This is a genomic window from Paracoccus denitrificans, from assembly GCF_900100045.1.
GTDB lineage: Bacteria > Pseudomonadota > Alphaproteobacteria > Rhodobacterales > Rhodobacteraceae > Paracoccus > Paracoccus denitrificans.
Genome location: NZ_FNEA01000004.1, coordinates 206,817 through 222,492, shown reverse-complemented (window position 1 = coordinate 222,492; position 15,676 = coordinate 206,817). Strand labels below are relative to the sequence as shown.

At 69.0% G+C, this 15,676-nt stretch carries 14 protein-coding genes and 1 tRNA gene; 7 read left to right on the top strand and 8 right to left on the bottom strand.

The genetic code is table 11. The features are described 5' to 3' along the window. The first annotated feature begins 56 nt into the window (after nucleotides 1-56). Genes BLT64_RS04790 through BLT64_RS04775 form a run of 4 tightly spaced genes read left to right on the top strand, consistent with a single transcriptional unit; the run spans nucleotide 57 to nucleotide 4,615 of the window. Nucleotides 57-1,571 carry an ABC transporter ATP-binding protein gene (locus tag BLT64_RS04790; RefSeq protein WP_011748058.1) on the top strand — a complete coding sequence of 505 codons (1,515 nt, stop codon included), beginning with the start codon at nucleotides 57-59 and terminating at the stop codon, nucleotides 1,569-1,571. Beyond that, complete coding sequence (locus BLT64_RS04785) at nucleotides 1,558-2,628, top strand: ABC transporter permease (RefSeq protein WP_011748059.1); 1,071 nt, start codon at nucleotides 1,558-1,560, stop codon at nucleotides 2,626-2,628. Before BLT64_RS04790 ends, BLT64_RS04785 begins: the two co-directional genes overlap by 14 nt. Then, complete coding sequence (locus tag BLT64_RS04780) at nucleotides 2,625-3,515, top strand: ABC transporter permease (RefSeq protein ID WP_011748060.1); 891 nt, start codon at nucleotides 2,625-2,627, stop codon at nucleotides 3,513-3,515. Before BLT64_RS04785 ends, BLT64_RS04780 begins: the two co-directional genes overlap by 4 nt. Nucleotides 3,516-3,538: 23 nt before the next feature. After that, a complete protein-coding gene (locus BLT64_RS04775; RefSeq protein WP_011748061.1) occupies nucleotides 3,539-4,615 on the top strand; it encodes a BMP family ABC transporter substrate-binding protein in 1,077 nt (358 codons plus the stop codon). A 55-nt stretch (nucleotides 4,616-4,670) separates the two neighbouring features. Here BLT64_RS04775 and dps read toward each other — a convergent pair whose 3' ends face one another. The 5 genes from dps to BLT64_RS04750 all read right to left on the bottom strand — a co-directional run bounded on the left by dps (nucleotide 4,671) and on the right by BLT64_RS04750 (nucleotide 8,797). Next, nucleotides 4,671-5,162 (bottom strand): DNA starvation/stationary phase protection protein Dps, encoded by a 492-nt coding sequence (gene dps, locus BLT64_RS04770; RefSeq protein WP_260155105.1) that lies wholly within the window; start codon nucleotides 5,160-5,162, stop codon nucleotides 4,671-4,673. Between the two features lie 127 nt (nucleotides 5,163-5,289). Next, the gene (locus tag BLT64_RS04765) at nucleotides 5,290-5,523 is read right to left on the bottom strand and encodes an acyl carrier protein (protein WP_011748063.1); all 234 of its coding nucleotides are present in this window, start codon (nucleotides 5,521-5,523) and stop codon (nucleotides 5,290-5,292) included. A gap of 136 nt (nucleotides 5,524-5,659) precedes the next feature. Beyond that, on the bottom strand, nucleotides 5,660-6,397 hold the full coding sequence (fabG, locus tag BLT64_RS04760) for a 3-oxoacyl-ACP reductase FabG (protein ID WP_011748064.1): 738 nt from the start codon (nucleotides 6,395-6,397) through the stop codon (nucleotides 5,660-5,662). A 63-nt stretch (nucleotides 6,398-6,460) separates the two neighbouring features. Further along, complete coding sequence (gene fabD / locus BLT64_RS04755) at nucleotides 6,461-7,387, bottom strand: ACP S-malonyltransferase (RefSeq protein WP_011748065.1); 927 nt, start codon at nucleotides 7,385-7,387, stop codon at nucleotides 6,461-6,463. Between the two features lie 72 nt (nucleotides 7,388-7,459). Then, nucleotides 7,460-8,797: an ATP-binding protein gene (locus BLT64_RS04750; RefSeq protein ID WP_011748066.1), complete on the bottom strand. Its 1,338-nt coding sequence runs from the start codon at nucleotides 8,795-8,797 to the stop codon at nucleotides 7,460-7,462. Between the two features lie 58 nt (nucleotides 8,798-8,855). Here BLT64_RS04750 and BLT64_RS04745 point away from each other — a divergent pair, with 58 nt between their 5' ends. After that, complete coding sequence (locus tag BLT64_RS04745) at nucleotides 8,856-9,722, top strand: MBL fold metallo-hydrolase (protein WP_011748067.1); 867 nt, start codon at nucleotides 8,856-8,858, stop codon at nucleotides 9,720-9,722. A 103-nt stretch (nucleotides 9,723-9,825) separates the two neighbouring features. After that, nucleotides 9,826-9,900: transfer RNA gene (locus BLT64_RS04740), tRNA-Asn, on the top strand. 278 nt (nucleotides 9,901-10,178) lie between these two features. On the opposite strand, the gene BLT64_RS04735 is transcribed toward BLT64_RS04740, so the two are convergent. The 3 genes from BLT64_RS04735 to BLT64_RS04725 are packed head-to-tail and all read right to left on the bottom strand — an operon-like array spanning nucleotide 10,179 to nucleotide 14,481. Next, entirely contained in the window at nucleotides 10,179-11,243 is a 1,065-nt protein-coding gene (locus BLT64_RS04735; protein ID WP_011748068.1) for a siderophore-interacting protein, read from the bottom strand. Between the two features lie 3 nt (nucleotides 11,244-11,246). Further along, entirely contained in the window at nucleotides 11,247-12,338 is a 1,092-nt protein-coding gene (locus tag BLT64_RS04730; RefSeq protein WP_011748069.1) for an ABC transporter substrate-binding protein, read from the bottom strand. Nucleotide 12,339: 1 nt separating this feature from the next. After that, nucleotides 12,340-14,481, bottom strand: coding sequence for a TonB-dependent siderophore receptor (locus tag BLT64_RS04725; protein ID WP_198140498.1), 2,142 nt, complete (start codon nucleotides 14,479-14,481; stop codon nucleotides 12,340-12,342). Between the two features lie 192 nt (nucleotides 14,482-14,673). Here BLT64_RS04725 and BLT64_RS04720 point away from each other — a divergent pair, with 192 nt between their 5' ends. Beyond that, nucleotides 14,674-15,663, top strand: a complete 990-nt coding sequence (locus tag BLT64_RS04720; protein WP_011748071.1) for a helix-turn-helix transcriptional regulator — start codon at nucleotides 14,674-14,676, stop codon at nucleotides 15,661-15,663. Nucleotides 15,664-15,676 lie beyond the last annotated feature (13 nt).

Below are 15,676 nucleotides of genomic sequence, written 5' to 3'. Positions count from 1 at the left end.
TTGCCCCCCGGCGGAAAACCGCTAATCTTGCGCAAAAAGCAGCGAGGCGCGCGACAGTGAGCAATGTTTTCCGGGCCGAGGGCCTGGGCAAGACCTATCCCGGCGTGCGCGCCAACGACGACGTGTCCTTCGCGGTCGAGGCCGGCGAAATCCATGCCCTGCTGGGCGAGAACGGCGCCGGCAAGTCCACGCTGGTCAAGATGATCTATGGCCTCGTGCGGCCGGACGAGGGGCAGATGGCGTTGCTGGGCGCGCCTTACGCGCCGCATGACCCGCGTGCGGCGCGCGCCGCGGGCGTCGCCATGGTGTTCCAGCATTTCAGCCTGTTCGACGCGATGACGGTCGCCGAAAACGTCGCGCTGGGGATGGAGAACCCGCCGCCGCAGCCCGAGCTTTCGCGCCGCATCGCCGACCTGTCGCAGGGCTACGGCCTGCCGCTGAACCCCGCGCGCCGCATCGCCGCGCTGTCGGCGGGCGAGCGGCAGCGGGTCGAGATCCTGCGCTGCCTGCTGCAGAACCCGCGTCTGCTCATCATGGACGAGCCGACCTCGGTGCTGACCCCGCAGGAGGCCGAGATCCTGTTCGCCACCCTGCGCCAACTGGCCGAAGCCGGCACGGCGATCCTGTATATCAGCCACAAGCTCGAAGAGATCCGCAGCCATTGCGACCGCGCCACCATCCTGCGCCAGGGCAAGGTGGTGGGCACGGTCGATCCGCGCGCCCATTCCGCCCGCGAACTGGCGGCGATGATGGTCGGGGCCGAGATGCGGCTGGTGGACCGATCCGGCCGCAAGCCCGCCGCACCCGTGCTGCAGGTTCGCGGCCTTTCCACGGCGGGCGGCGAGGGCGTGGCGCTGAAGGAGGTCGCGCTGACCCTGCGCTCGGGCGAGATCCTGGGCATCGGCGGCGTCGCGGGCAACGGGCAGGAGGAACTGCTCTCGGCACTGTCGGGCGAGACCCCGACCGCACCGGGCACCATCGCGCTGGAGGGCCGCGACCTGTCACGCGCCGGCCCCGAGGCGCGGCGCCGCGCCGGGCTCCTGGCCGCGCCCGAGGACCGGCTGGGCCATGCCGCCGTGCCCGAGTTCAGCCTGGCCGAAAACACGCTGCTGACCGCCGGCGCGCGGCAGAACCTCATCCGCCGCGGCCTCATCGACCGCAAGGCCGCCACGGATTTCGCGCAACAGGTGATCCGCGCCTTCGACGTGCGCACCCCCGGCCCCGATACGGCGGCGGGCGCGCTTTCCGGCGGCAACTTGCAGAAGTTCGTCATCGGCCGCGAGGTGCTGGGCCGGCCGCGCGTGCTGGTGGTGAACCAGCCGACCTGGGGCGTCGATGCCGGCGCCGCCGCCGCGATCCGCCAGGCGCTGCTGGACTTGGCGGCGCAGGGGGCCGGGCTGATCGTCATCAGCCAGGATCTCGACGAATTGCTGGAGCTTTCGGATCGTTTCTGCGCGCTGAACCAGGGCCGGCTCTCTGCCCCCCGCCCGACCGAGGGCCTGACGATCGAGGAGATCGGCCTGATGCTGGGCGGCGCCCATGGCATGGAGGTGGCGCATGTTCCGGCTTGAGCCCCGCGCCTCGGCGCCGCTGCTCTGGCAGGTCGCGACGCCGGTTCTAGCCGTGCTGGCCACCATGATCGTCGGCGGCTGCCTGTTCGCCGCCATGGGCTTCGACCCGGTGGCCGCGATCCGCACCATCTTCTGGGACCCGCTGTTCGGCCCCACCGCCGCCTATTCCCGGCCGCAACTGCTGGTCAAGGCCGGGCCGCTGATCCTGATCGCCTCGGGGCTGGCGCTGGGATTCCGTGCCGGGATCTGGAACATCGGCGCCGAAGGGCAATACATCATCGGCGCGATCTGCGGCGCCGCGGTGGCGCTGGCCGCCTATCCCATGGACGCCTTCTGGATATTTCCGGCAATGATCCTGGCCGGCGCGGCGGGCGGCTGGGCCTGGGGCATGGTCCCGGCGGTGCTGCGCAACTGGTTCGGCGCGTCCGAGATCCTCGTCTCGCTGATGCTGGTCTATGTCGCGCAGCGCATCGCGGCCTGGATGGCCTTCGGCCCGATGAAGAACCCCGAGGGCTTCAACTTTCCCGGCTCGCGCAACCTGCAGCAATACGAGGCGGCCTCGAACCCGGATCTCATCGCCAATTCCGGCCTGCATTGGGGCGGCGTGGCGGCGGTGCTGGCCCTGGCTGCGACCTGGTTCGTCATGTCGCGGCATGTCCTGGGCTTCCACATCCGCACCGCCGGCGCGGCCCCCCGCGCCGCCCGTTTCGCCGGCGTGCGTCCCGAGCGGCTGGTGGCGCTGTGCCTGGGCGTCTCGGGCGCACTGGCGGGCTTGGCCGGGCTTTTCGAGGTCGCGGGCCCGGCCGGCCAGATCACCGAAAGCTTCGGTTCGGGCTACGGCTTCACCGCCATCATCGTGGCCTTCCTGGGCCGGCTGCACCCGCTGGGCATCCTGCTGGCGGGGTTGCTGCTGGCGCTGACCTATATCGGCGGCGAACTGGCGCAGATGATGCTGAACCTGCCCGCCGCGACGGTGCAGGTGTTCCAGGGAATGCTGCTGTTCTTCCTGCTCGGCTTCGACATCCTGACCCGCTATCGCATTCGGAGGCGCGCATGATGATCGACCCGCTTTCCGTCTTTATCCTGCTGCTGGGCGCCGCGACGCCGATCCTGTTCGCCGCGCTCGGCGAGTTGGTGGTCGAGCGCGCGGGCGTGCTGAACCTGGGCGTCGAGGGCATGATGATCACCGGCGCGCTGGCGGGTTTCGCCGCCGCCCATGCCAGCGGCAGCCCGGCGCTTGGCTTCATCGCCGCCGCCGTTGCCGGTGCGGCGCTGTCGATGACATTCGCGGCGCTGACGCAATTCCTGCTGTCGAACCAGGTGGCGACGGGGCTGGCGCTCACGCTGTTCGGCCTGGGCCTGACCGCGATGTTCGGCAAGCCATACGAGGGGATGAAGGCCCCGGCGATGATGCCAGGGCCACTGGGCCTGAACTGGATGATCTGGCTGGGCATCGCGCTGGTGCCCGTGGTCTGGTGGTTCCTTTCCCGCACCCGGCCCGGCCTGATCCTGCGCGCGGTGGGCGAGAACCACGACGCCGCCCACGGCCTCGGCTATCCGGTGCGGCGGGTGCGCATCCTCGCCATCGGCTTCGGCGGCGCGCTGGCGGGTATGGGCGGCGCCTATATCTCGATCGCCACCGTGCTGCAATGGACCGAGGGGATGACCGCCGGCGCCGGCTGGATCGCGCTGGCCATCGTGGTCTTTGCGCAATGGAACCCCTGGGGCGTGCTGGCCGGCGCCTGGCTGTTCGGCGGCGTCACCGTGCTGCAATTGCGGCTGCAAGCGGCGGGCGTCGCGGTGCCGGTGCAACTGCTCAGCATGGCGCCCTATCTCGCGACCATCATCGTGCTGGTGCTGATCTCGGCCCGGCAGAAATTCGGCCGCTCGGGCGGGGGTGCGGCCCCCGCCAGCCTGGGCCGGCCCTTCCACGCATTGAAATAGGCACAACCTGCAAGGAGCATGACATGAAACGCAGAACCCTTCTTGGCAGCGCCGCGGCGCTGGTGGCCAGCACGGCCCTGCCCGCCTTCGCGCAAGAGGAAAAGCTGAAGGTGGGCTTCATCTATGTCGGCCCGGTGGGCGACGGCGGCTGGACCTATCAGCACGACCTGGCCCGGCAGGCGGTGGAACGCGAATACGGCGACCGCGTCGAGACCACCTATATCGAAAGCGTCCCCGAGGGCGCCGATGCCGAGCGCGCCATCACGCAGCTGGCGCTGTCCGGCCATAAGCTGATCTTCACCACCAGCTTCGGCTTCATGGACGCCACGATCAACGTCGCCAAGAAGTTCCCGGATGTGAAATTCGAGCACGCCACCGGCTACAAGACCGCCGAAAACGTCGCCACCTACGACGCGCGCTTCTACGAAGGCCGCGCGGTGCTGGGCACGATTGCCGGCCGCATGACCAAGTCGAACAAGATCGGCTATATCGGCTCCTTCCCGATCCCCGAGGTCGTCCAGGGCATCAACTCGGCCTATATCCACGCCAGGAAGGTGAACCCGGATGTCGAGATGAAGGTGGTCTGGGCCTATACCTGGTTCGACCCCGCGAAAGAGGCCGATGCCGCCGCCGCCCTGATCGCCGAAGGGGTGGACGTGTTCATGCAGCACACCGACTCGACCGCGCCGCTGGCCAAGGCGCAAGAGGCGGGCGCCTTCGGCTTCGGCCAGGCCTCGGACATGTCGAACTTCGCGCCGCAGCCGCGGCTTGCCTCGATCATCGACAATTGGGAGCCCTATTACATCAAGCGCGTGGGCGAGGCGCTGGAAGGCACCTGGAAATCCCATGGCGTCTGGCTGGGCATCGGCGACGGCGAAGTGGTGATCGGCGAGATCACCGATGCCGTGCCCGCCGAGGTCAAGGCCGAGGCCGAGGCGCTGCGCGACCAGATCGCCTCGGGCGAATACCATCCCTTCACCGGGCCGCTGAACAAGCAGGACGGCACGCCCTGGCTGGCCGAGGGGCAGGCCGCCAGCGACGAGGAACTCTCTTCGATGAATTTCTATGTCGAGGGCATCACGGCGCCGATGCCGAAATAAGCCGCGGCGCAACCGGCAAACCGGGGCCTTGGCCCCGGTTCACCACGCGGAAAGCCTATTCCAGATGGCTTTCCAGGAACCACAGGTCCTTGTCCGCCGTGCGCGAGGCGGCGGTGAACAGGTCGGCCGTATCGGCATCGCCCGCCTCGTCGGTCGCATCGATGGCGGCCCGGACCTTCTCGCCGTAATCGCGCATCCGCTCGCAGATGGCCTTGATATGGTCCTCGGCCTTGGTCAGGTCGGTCGGGTATTCCTTCAGGGTGCTGGCCTTGGCCACCTTCTCGACCGTGCCGACGGCCACGCCGTCCAGCACCTGCACGCGCTCGGCCATCATGTCCACATGCTCGTCCAGCCGCGCCTTCACGGTGTCGAACAGCTCGTGCACGGCGATGAAGTTGCGGCCCTTGACGTTCCAATGCGCCTGCTTGATCGCCGCCGACAGCGCCAGCGCATCGGCAAGCCGGGCATTCAACTCGGCGATTGCGGTCTTGCGGGCATTGTCGCTGAGCCCTTTGACATTCACGGCCATGAAACTCTCCTTCGTCAGGTTCGCCCTTGAAACGAAGGCAACTCTGCGGCGGTTCCCCGCGACGCTGGGTCAAAGCGTCGCAGCCAAAGAAAAAGGGCGGCGCTTTCCACCGAAAGCACCGCCCCGAAAGCTGCTCAGAGCAGGATCAGACCGCGCCCTGGATGAATTTCACCGCGTCGCCGAAGGTCTGGATGGTCTCGGCGGCATCGTCCGGGATCTCGATGCCGAACTCTTCCTCGAAAGCCATGACCAGTTCGACGGTATCCAGCGAATCGGCGCCGAGATCGTCGATGAACGAGGCGGTTTCCGTCACCTTCTCTTCATCGACACCCAGGTGCTCGACGACAATTTTCTTCACGCGATCAGCGATATCGCTCATGTCTCTTCCTCGTTTTCGCGGGCAATCCGCCCAGGTGTTCCAGCGATTGCCGGTCAGAGCCCAGGGCGGTTCCCCTGCGGCCTTGTTTGCGGGATATAGCACGCGAACGTGATCTTGCAACCCGCATAAACCACGTTCAGATCATCGCCATGCCGCCGTTGACATGTAGCGTGGCGCCGGTGACATAGCCCGCCTCGGGGCTGGCCAGATACAGCACCGCGCCGGCGATTTCCTGGGCCGAACCCATGCGGCCGGCGGGAATTTGCGCCAGGATCCGGCCCTTCTGCTCGTCGTTCAGCTTGTCGGTCATCGCCGTCTCGATGAAGCCCGGCGCCACGCAGTTCACCGTGATCCCGCGCGAGGCGACCTCATAGGCCAGGCTCTTCGACATGCCGACGAGGCCCGCCTTGGCGGCGGCATAATTGGCCTGCCCCGGATTGCCCGTGGCGCCCACGACCGAGCCGATGTTCACGATCCGGCCCCAGCGCGCCTTCATCATGCCACGCAAGACCCCCCGGCACAGCCGGAAACTCGAGGTCAGGTTGACCTCGACCACCTGCGCCCATTCCTCGTCGGACATGCGCATGAACAGGTTGTCGCGGGTGATCCCGGCATTGTTGACCAGGATATCGACCGAGCCCATGGCCTCGGCCGCCGCCTTGGGCAGCGCCTCGACCGCCGCCGCGTCGGCCAGGTTGGCGGTGACGACATGCGCGCGCGCGCCCAGCTTCTCGGCCAGTTCCCGCAGCGGCGCCTCGCGCGTGCCCGACAATGCCACGGTGGCGCCGGCGGCGTGCAATGCCTCGGCCACCGCCCCGCCGATCCCGCCCGACGCGCCGGTCACAAGGGCATTCTTACCCGTCAGATCAAACATCAGGTCCTTCTCCGTTTTCCAAATACTCCGGGGGAATCCCGCAGGGATGGGGGCGGAGCCCCCTTACGCCTTCAGCGCCGCGATATCCGCCGGAGCGCCGATGTTGCGCACCACCGCATCCTTGGCGATGCGCTTGATCATGCCCGACAGCGCCTTGCCGGCGCCGATTTCCCAGAATTCGGTGACACCCGCCCCGGCCAGGAAGGCGACCGACTCGCGCCAGCGCACGGCGCCCGTCACCTGCTCGACCAGCAGCCGCCGGATGGCGCCCGGCTCGGTCACCGGCTCGGCGCGGACATTGGCCACCAGCGGCACCGCGGGCGCGGCGATCTCGACCGCCGCCAGGGCCTCGGCCATCACCGCCGCCGCCGGCTGCATCAGCGCCGAGTGGAACGGCGCCGAGACCGGCAGCATCAGCGCCCGCTTGGCGCCGCGCTCCTTGGCCAGCGCCGCCGCACGCTCGACCGCCGCCTTGTGGCCCGAGATCACCACCTGCGCCGGGTCGTTGTCGTTCGCGGCCTGGCAGACCTCGCCTTCGGCCGCATCGCGCGCGATCTGGTCCACCGCGGCGAAATCAAGGCCCAGGATCGCCGCCATGGCTCCCTGCCCGACCGGCACCGCCTCCTGCATGGCCTGGCCGCGCAAACGCAAGAGCCGCGCGGTATCGCCAAGGCTCAGCGCCCCCGCCGCGCAAAGTGCCGAATATTCGCCCAGCGAATGGCCGGCGACGAAATCCGCGTCCTGGATGCCGAAACCCTCGGCCTCTAGCGCCCGGAAGGCCGCGATAGAGGTCGCCATCAGCGCCGGCTGGGCATTCTGGGTCAGGGTCAGCGTCTCGATATCGCCGTTCCAGATCAGGTCGGACAGGCTCTCTCCCAGCGCCTCGTCCACCTCGGCAAAGACCTCGCGCGCCGCCGGATAGGCCTCGGCCAACTCGCGCCCCATGCCGACGACCTGGGCGCCCTGCCCCGGAAATACGAATGCCCGCATCGCGGAATCCCTTCTGTCTTATGTCTTTGTAACAGCCTTAGCCCGCGACGTTCCCTGCCGCAACCGCGCCGCTCAGCGCGGAATCACGATCTCGGCCCGCAACCCGCCCAGCCGCTCGCCCTCGCCCAGCCGCAGCTGGCCGCCATGGGCGCGGGCGATGTCGGCGGCGATGGACAGGCCCAGGCCCACGCCCTGCCCGCGGTTCTGGTTGCGCGACGGGTCGAGCCTGGTAAAGGGCTTCAGCGCCTCCTCGCGCTTTCCTGCCGGGATGCCGGGCCCGTCATCCTCGACCGAGATGCGGAAATAGCTCGGCCCCAGCGCCGCCTCGACCTCGGCGCGCTCGCCATAGCGCACGGCGTTGCCGATCAGGTTCTCGACGGCGCGGCGCAGGCTGTCGCGGCGAAAGGTGGCGCGGCCGGCCTCGTCGCCCGCCACCGAATGCAGCATCACCCGCTGCCCGCCGCGCTGCGCATCGGCGACGATGCCGCGCACGAAATCCAGCGCCGGCACCGGCTGGGGCGGCGCATCCTGCGCCGCGTCGCGCGCATGGTCCAGAAAGGCGTCGACCATGGTGCCCATCGCCGCCACGTCGCTTTCCAGCGCCGCGATCTCGTCGGGCTCGGGCGGGTAGTCGGGGCTCAGCATCGACAGGCCCAGCCGCAGCCGGGTCAGGGGCGTCCTCAGGTCGTGGCTCACGCCCGAGAGCATCTGCTTGCGCTGCTCGTTCTGGCGCTCGATCCGGGCGCGCATCTCCAGAAAGGCGGTGCCGGCGCTGCGGATCTCGCTGGCGCCGGCGGGGCGATAGGAGATGATCCGCCCCTTGCCGTATTCCTCGGCCGCGCGCGCCAGCCGCCTGATCGGGCGCAGCTGGTTGCGCAGGAAGATCGTCGCGATCGCCGTCATCAGAAGCGAGGTGCCCACCATCAGCACCAGCAGCTGGTGCGGGTTCGAGGCGCTGACCCGCAGGCGCGGAAAGATCAGCTGGTAATGCCCCCAGCCGCTTCGGAGCGTCACCCGCACCTCGCGCCGATGGCTCAGGTCGACGGCTTGCACGGAGGGCACGCGCTCGTGCAGCTCGGCGATGACGATACGTCCCGACAGGTCGTAGAGCGCCCGCCAATCCGCACCCGGCTCGGCGGGCAGGATCAACTCCAGCCCCAGCGGGTCGGCGACCTCGCGGGCCGAGTCGCGCGCCGCCCCGACATCCGGCGCCGCCTCGATCCTGGCCGCGACCAGCGCGACCTCGCGCACCATGCCCGAGGTCATCTGCCGCGTCACGTCCTCGAAATGGCGTTGCAGGAACATGATGGTGACGACGATGGTCACCACGACGACCGGCAGGAACAGGATCAGCGCCGCCCGCCCGTAGAGCCCACGCGGCATGGTCCGTTTCAGCCAGTCGAAATTCATCGCCTCTTGCCCCACCCGGCCCTTGGAAACCGGGCCTCGCCATGGCTAGGTTAGCCGTATGACAAGCGCCGAGAAAGCCCTGCGGATCATCACCGCCGCCAATCCCTCGCCCTTTACCGGGCCGGGCACCAACACCTTCCTGCTGGGACACGAGCGAATCGCCGTGATCGACCCCGGCCCGGACCTTGCCGCGCATCGCCAGGCGATCCTGTCCGCCGCAGGGCCCGGCCGCATCAGCCATATCTTCGTGACCCATGCGCATCTGGACCATTCCGGCGGTGCCCGCGCGCTGGCACAGGCGACGGGCGCGCCGATCCTGGGCTTCGGCCCGGCCGAGGCGGGCCGTTCGGCGGTGATGGAGCGGCTGGCGCGCGAGGGCGCGATCGACGGCGGCGAGGGCTTGGACCGCGACTTCGCCCCCGACATCGCGCTGGACGACGGCGCGGTGGTCGAGACCGACGAATGGCGCCTGACCGCGCTGCACACGCCGGGTCATTTCGCCGGCCACCTGGCCTTTCGCCAGGACGAGACGATCTTTTGCGGCGACGTGGTGATGGGCTGGTCCTCGACCATCATCTCGCCGCCGGACGGCGATCTGGCGGATTACTTCCGCTCGCTGGCGCGGCTCGATTCGGCGGGCGCGCGGCTGTTGCTGCCGGCGCATGGCGCGGCGGTGCGCGATCCCTCGGGGCGTCTGGCCGAGCTGGCCGCGCATCGGCGCGAGCGCACGGTGCAGATCCTTGCCGCGCTGCGCGACGGCCCCGCCACGGCCGAGACCCTTGCCCGGCGCATCTACCAGATCCCGCCGGCGATGATTCCGGCCGCGATGCGCAACGTGCTGGCGCATCTGATCGCGCTTTCCGAGCTTGGCGCGGTTTCGACCCCCGGCCCGATCGCCTCGGATTCGGTCTTTTCCGGGCATTGAGGGCGCCCGAGACAGGCCGCGCCGGAATTTTCCGGATGGGCGAAAAAAATGCGCGAACCCCTCTGGACGACCCCGAAGAGCAAGGCTATACACCGCCCCGTGTTCCGGCGTAGCTCAGCGGTAGAGCAGTTGACTGTTAATCAATTGGTCGTAGGTTCGATCCCTACCGCCGGAGCCAAAACTTCTTAGACTTCAGCTACATGCAGGGCCGCAAAGGCGGCCCGTCCGGCTCGAACGTCCCTTAATGTTCGGGCTTTTCCCATTCCGCCGCGGGCCGCCTCGATACGGTGCGCTCGCCCCGGCCAGGCGTGTCGCGGGATATGCCCGGCCGGATCGCCGGCGAGTTGTTCCGAAGCCATGGACAACAGCGGCTCTCGATCACGAAACGCCGCTGGATCTGCCCTGCCCCGACCTTGCCGCCGGTCGATGGCCCCCCGGCCGGCGCGGGCGGGCCGGTCATTCCGCCGTCATGCCCTGCCGCCAATAGCTGACGATCAGATGCTCGTCGCGCCCCAGGTCGGTCGCATCGCGCTGCCATGCGCGAATGTCGCGAAACGCCCGGTATTCGCAGCCGACCCAAAGATAGCGCCGCCCCTCGACGGGCAGGACAGTGGCGCGCAGTTCGGCCAGCAGCCGCGCGCCCGGCGCCTCGCCCCTGCGCAGCAGCCAGTCCACGGCGACCTGCGAGCGGGTCTCGACGGGCTGGATTTCCGCCTCGTCCTCGACCTCGATCAGGGCGCGGCCCCTGGCCTCGGGGGGCAGGTGCTCCAGCATGCGGGCGATGGCCGGCAGGGCGGTCTCGTCGCCGGCAAAGCCATACCAATCGGCGGCCCGCAGCCCGCCGCCGCCAGGTCCGACGATGCCGATCTCGTCGCCCGGCGCGGCACGGGCGGCAAGGTCCGAGCCGGGGCCGAAGGTCTGGTGCAGCAGGAAATCGACATGGATGCGACCGCGCACCCGGTCCACGCTGCGCACGGTGTATTTGCGAAAATCCGGGCGGTTCGGCGGATCGTCCCAGACGACCTGCCCGCTGTCGCCGACGCGCGGCCATTGCGGAGTGGCCAAGCCCGGTTTCTGCACCAGCACGTTCAGATGCAGCGCATCGAGCTGGTCGAAGCGCGACACGTCCGGCCCGGCCAGCGTCAGCCGGCGCATATGCGGCGTCAGGTCCTGCATCCCGGCGACGCGCATGACCTGGAAGTTCGGCGGCCGCCGCAGCTCGGTCCCGTCGCCTTCCCAGCGGATCTGCGGCACCTCGGGCGCCGCGAATTCCAGCACATGTTCGGCCAGCATCTGCCGCATGAAATAGAGCGGCTTGATCGCAGGCGCCTCGACCACGATCTCGGCCGCCGCCGGCCGAAGGTGCAGCCGGGCCGACGCCTCGAACATGCGCAGGTGATGGGTGTCGCCGTCGCGGCGATGGCTGGCATGATGATCGGCCAGATGGCGGCACAGGGCGGCAACGGTCTTTTCGGGCTGCGACAGCGCGATACGGCTGCGGGCGACAAGCTTGCGGGCCAAATGCTATTCCTTTGCGTCGATACAGAAGCTGCCGGTCAACGGCACGGCAAGAAACTCGGCGTCGATCCGCGCCATCGTTTCCCGAGGGTCGAGCGCGCCGAAGAGTTCGGGGTGGATCCAGCGCGCGAAGCATTCCGTCACCACGAGGTTCAGCGCCGAGATCGCCAGCTGATGCGAGACGGCATGGGACCGCCCCTCGGCCACCGGGGGGATCAGGCGCCGCATCGTGCCGTCCAGCACGCGGCGCAGCGAGGCCTGCGCGGCGGCGGGCTCGATCCCGGTGCCCAGCACCAGCCCGCCGCTGCCGGCCAGATGGGCGCCGCCGGTGCCGATCCATATCGCCGGCGGATCGGCGATCAGCGGCTCCAGTGCCACGCGGCCGTCATAGCCGGGAACGGCGGCCGAGCCGTAGCTTTCGCCCCCCGCCAACGCCACCATCTGCGCAAGCATGTTGTTGCGGCCCGGAATGGCGCAGCACTCGCCCGAGGCATGGGCGTCGATCAGCACCCGCGGACGGGCCGTGTCCGGGCCGATACGGGCGGCAATGGCGTGCAGCCGCCGGTCGGCGAAATCGGCATAGGCCCGCGCCCGCGCCTCGCTGCCCATGGCCTGTCCCAGCAGCCGCAGCGCGCGGGCCGAGGATTCGATCCGGCCGATCCGGTGATCCGCCGGGTCTTCCAGGAACAGGACCGGGATGCCCGCCGCCTGAAGCTTGTCGACCAGCGGCAGCCAGCCGGAATCCCACAGCGTCACCACATAAAGATCGGGCGCCACCGCGATGATCGGCTCGGCCGAGGTCGAGCGCGGCACGACGCCCGAAATCTCGGGCACGGCATCGATGCCGGGAAATCGGGCGCGAAATGCGGCGCGCAGCCCCGCATCGACACGGTTGTCGCCGCCCCAGCCCAGAAGCGGCGCGACCGGGTCGTCCTCCAGCAGCGCCAGGGACAGCAGCAGCAGACTGTCATTGATGACGATCTTGCGCGCCGGGCCGGGCAGCACGACCTCGCGCCCGGCGGCATCGGTCAGGCGCAGTTCGGCCCGCGCAAGCGCGGGCACGAACAGGGCAAGCATCAGGATCAGTCGAAACAGCATCTTACCAGCGGTATTTCACGCTCAGCGTGGCTTCGCGCGCGGCGCCATAGTTGCAGCTTCCGCCGGTGGCGTTGCGGCAATGGCTGACATAGGTCCTGTCGAACAGGTTGGTCACGTTCAGTTGCACCGCGGCCCCCTGCCATTCGGGCCGGACCTCGCCCAGTTCATAGGCGGCGGCGATGTCGACCAGGCCGCGGCCCGGGATGCGCAGGTCGGGATTGTAGCTCACATCCGTCTGGTAGTCCGACATGGCCCGCAACCCGGCCGACAGCCGCAGTCCCGGCACCGCCGCCGGGCTGTAATCCGCCCAAAGCGTCAGCTGATGCCTGGGAAGGGTCAGCATCTCGCGACCCTCCTCGCCCTCGCGTCCCGAGCGCAGCACCTTCGAGTCCGAATAGGCATAGGCGGCGGCCAGCGTCCATTCCGGGTCCAGCACGTATTTCGCCTCGACCTCGGCGCCGCGCACGCGCTGCTTGCCGCTTTGCACATTGAGCAGCGGATTTTCCGCCGAGGGCGTCAGCGCGTTGCGCACCGTCAGGTCATAGAGCGACAGCGCGATCAGGCCGCGCCCGTCCCTGGGCTCGTATTTCATGCCGATCTCGAACTGGCGGGTCTTCTGCGCCTCGAAGGGTTCGCCCGAGGCGTCGAGCCCCAGCAGCGGCAGGAAGCCGGTCGAATAGCTGGCATAGGGGGCAAGGCCGCTGTCCATCAGGTAGGTGACGCCGGCCCGGACCGAGGTCTGGCTGTCCTTGTTGGCATAGCGCGCATCCGACATGCGGTCGCGCGTCTCGATCCGCGACCAGTCATGGCGCAGGCCCAGCGTACCGATCCAATTGCCGTAGCGCAGTTGGTCCTGAACATAGAGCCCGGTCTGGCGCTGCTCTTGCAGGGCCGAGCGGGTGACGGCGGGAACAGGGATGCCGACGGTGCCATAGACCGGGTCGCGATAGTCCAGCGGCGGAACGCCGGCGACGCCATTGCCGAAATTGGTGCTGGAATCGGCGCGGACATGGTCGATTCCCGCCAGGATCCGATGCTCGACCGCGCCGGTGGCGAAGCGGCCCTCGATCTGGCTGTCCACCGCGAAGCTGGTGACGTAATCGTCCGAGATCGCCGAGGCGCGGTTCAGCACCGTGCCCGGGGCGCCATAGGCAAAGGCCGGGTTGACCAGCACCAGCAGCATGTCCTGCCGGGCCTTGCCGTAGCGCAGGTTCTGGCGCAGCGTCCAGGTGTCGTTCAGCTCATGGCTGAACTCATAGCCGACCGCGCGGAAGCTGCGGTTGAACTGGTTCAGCGCCGGATCGCCCAGATGGATGTCGCGCGGGATCTGGCCAAGGGGATTTCGGATCAGCGTGCCGACCGCCGGATAGAAGCGCGGATTGAAGTTCTTGGGATCGTCCTTCTGGTAATAGGCGTAAAGCGTCAGTTCGGTCGCATCGCCGGGCCGCCAGGTCAGGCTGGGCGCCAGCATGAACTGGCGGTCGCGTTCGGTATCGACCTGGGTGCCGTTGTCGCGCACCTGCCCGACGATGCGATAGCTGAACTGGTCGGACAGCGGTCCGGTGAAGTCATAGCCGAACTGCGCCCCGCCAAAGGAGGTCAGGCCCAGCTCGACCTCGCGCCGGGCGGCATCCTCGGGACGCTTCATCACCTGGTTGACCAGCCCGCCCGGCTCGCTGCGGCCGTAAAGCACCGAGGCGGGGCCCTTGATCACCTCGACCCGTTCCAGCGCATAGGGATTCACGCTCGGGGTGGCGTAGTTGCTCGGATCACCGGGCAGCACCAGCCCGTTCAGCCAGCTGGTGCCATAGGCGTTGAAGCCGCGGACATAAAGCCAGTCATAGCGGATGTCATAGCCGTTCGGCTCGGGATGCAGGCCGGGGGTATAGCGCAATGCCTGCGCCACGGTGCGGGCGCCGCGCGTCTCGATCTCGCGGGTCGAGACCACGTTGACCGCCTGCGGCGTCTCGACCAGCCTCGTGTCGGTCTTGGCAGCGCCGCGCGCCCGCTTGGCGACGAAGGCCGAGGGCGACGAGCCCTCGATCACCACCTCGTCCAGCGTCACCGGGGCATCTTGCGCCCCGGCCGCGCCGGCGATCGCCAGCGCCCCCAAAGCCGTTCCCTGCCAAAGCAGCCTGCCCATTGCCGTCTTGCCATGCCGCCGCATCCGCATCCTCGCATTAATTGACTGATCCTGTCAGGATAAGCTAGGACTAGAGCAGCGGGCCGGCTGGCAGCAATGCCGCGGCCTTTGCACAAGACCAGAACAGCTTTGCGCCAGCGCAGAACCTTGCCCGCCATGCTGCCGAGCCGCCACCGCGACAGGACCCGGATCATGCGTTCAGCCGACCCCCAGCCCCAGCCGACCGAGAGCGCGCTGCGCGTCGGCGACATGCTGGGCCGCGCGGGGGTCGAGTTCGACAGCCCGGCCGATCTGAGCGACGACCAGACGCTGATGTGCGGCGCCTTCCTGAACCATGAGCTGCGCCCCGGCCTGACCCTGCATCTGAGCGATGCGGTCGAGCAGCATCCCTTTGCCGTCACCTCGATGCTGGGCGAAGGGCTGAACTGCGTGTTTTTCCTGGATGGCGCGGTGGACCTGCACATCGGCTCGCGCGCGCTGTCCTTTCGCCACGAAGGCCATGCGCCTCTGACCGGCGCCGCCTTCATCTGCCGGGAGCCCGAACGGTTCCACCGCGTCTCGCGCGGGCGGCAGCGGTTGCGGCACCTGGTGATCTCGGCCGACCTGCCCTGGCTGTCCGAAGAGGCGCTGGCGGCGGCCGGCCTCTCGGCGGGCGAGCGAAGGCTGGGCGACGATCTCGTCGATCACCGCTGGCTCTTGCCGCCGCGCATGCTGGGCCTGATCGCCGAAGTCTTTGCCCCCGCCCCTCCGTTGCCGACGCTGCGCGGCCTCTATCTGGAATCCCGCGCCGTCGAGATCGTGGCCGAGACCATTGCCGCGATCTCCGCCGTGCCGGCGGGCGGGTCGGCCGGATTGAACCGGCGCGAGCTGGCGCAACTGGCCCGCGCCCGCGCCTTCGTGGCCGAGGACCCGCTGGCCGCCACCAGCGTCGCCGCCATCGCCCGCGCCGCCGGGACCAGCCCCGGCAACCTGCAACGGCTGTTCCGGCTGGCCGAAGGCATGAGCGTCTTCGACCATGTGCGCAAAGAGCGGCTGGAGCGCGCCCATGCCGCCCTGCGCGAGGGACGGGCGACGGTGCAGCAGGCGGCGGCGATGGCCGGCTATTCCAGCGCCGCGAATTTCGCCACCGGCTTCCGGCGCCGCTACGGCCATGCCCCCGGCGAGTTGCTGCCCCGCCGCTGAACCGGCGTGCCTG

What these genes read in the sequence shown, in the direction of transcription:
- BLT64_RS04785 (WP_011748059.1), top strand. Translation starts at nt 1,558, where the DNA reads ATGTTCCGGCTTGAGCCCCGCGCCTCGGCGCCGCTGCTCTGGCAGGTC.
- BLT64_RS04780 (WP_011748060.1), top strand. Translation starts at nt 2,625, where the DNA reads ATGATGATCGACCCGCTTTCCGTCTTTATCCTGCTGCTGGGCGCCGCG.
- BLT64_RS04775 (WP_011748061.1), top strand. Translation starts at nt 3,539, where the DNA reads ATGAAACGCAGAACCCTTCTTGGCAGCGCCGCGGCGCTGGTGGCCAGC.
- BLT64_RS04765 (WP_011748063.1), bottom strand. Translation starts at nt 5,523, where the DNA reads ATGAGCGATATCGCTGATCGCGTGAAGAAAATTGTCGTCGAGCACCTG.
- fabG (WP_011748064.1), bottom strand. Translation starts at nt 6,397, where the DNA reads ATGTTTGATCTGACGGGTAAGAATGCCCTTGTGACCGGCGCGTCGGGC.
- fabD (WP_011748065.1), bottom strand. Translation starts at nt 7,387, where the DNA reads ATGCGGGCATTCGTATTTCCGGGGCAGGGCGCCCAGGTCGTCGGCATG.
- BLT64_RS04750 (WP_011748066.1), bottom strand. Translation starts at nt 8,797, where the DNA reads ATGAATTTCGACTGGCTGAAACGGACCATGCCGCGTGGGCTCTACGGG.
- BLT64_RS04745 (WP_011748067.1), top strand. Translation starts at nt 8,856, where the DNA reads ATGACAAGCGCCGAGAAAGCCCTGCGGATCATCACCGCCGCCAATCCC.
- BLT64_RS04730 (WP_011748069.1), bottom strand. Translation starts at nt 12,338, where the DNA reads ATGCTGTTTCGACTGATCCTGATGCTTGCCCTGTTCGTGCCCGCGCTT.
- BLT64_RS04725 (WP_198140498.1), bottom strand. Translation starts at nt 14,481, where the DNA reads ATGGGCAGGCTGCTTTGGCAGGGAACGGCTTTGGGGGCGCTGGCGATC.
- BLT64_RS04720 (WP_011748071.1), top strand. Translation starts at nt 14,674, where the DNA reads ATGCGTTCAGCCGACCCCCAGCCCCAGCCGACCGAGAGCGCGCTGCGC.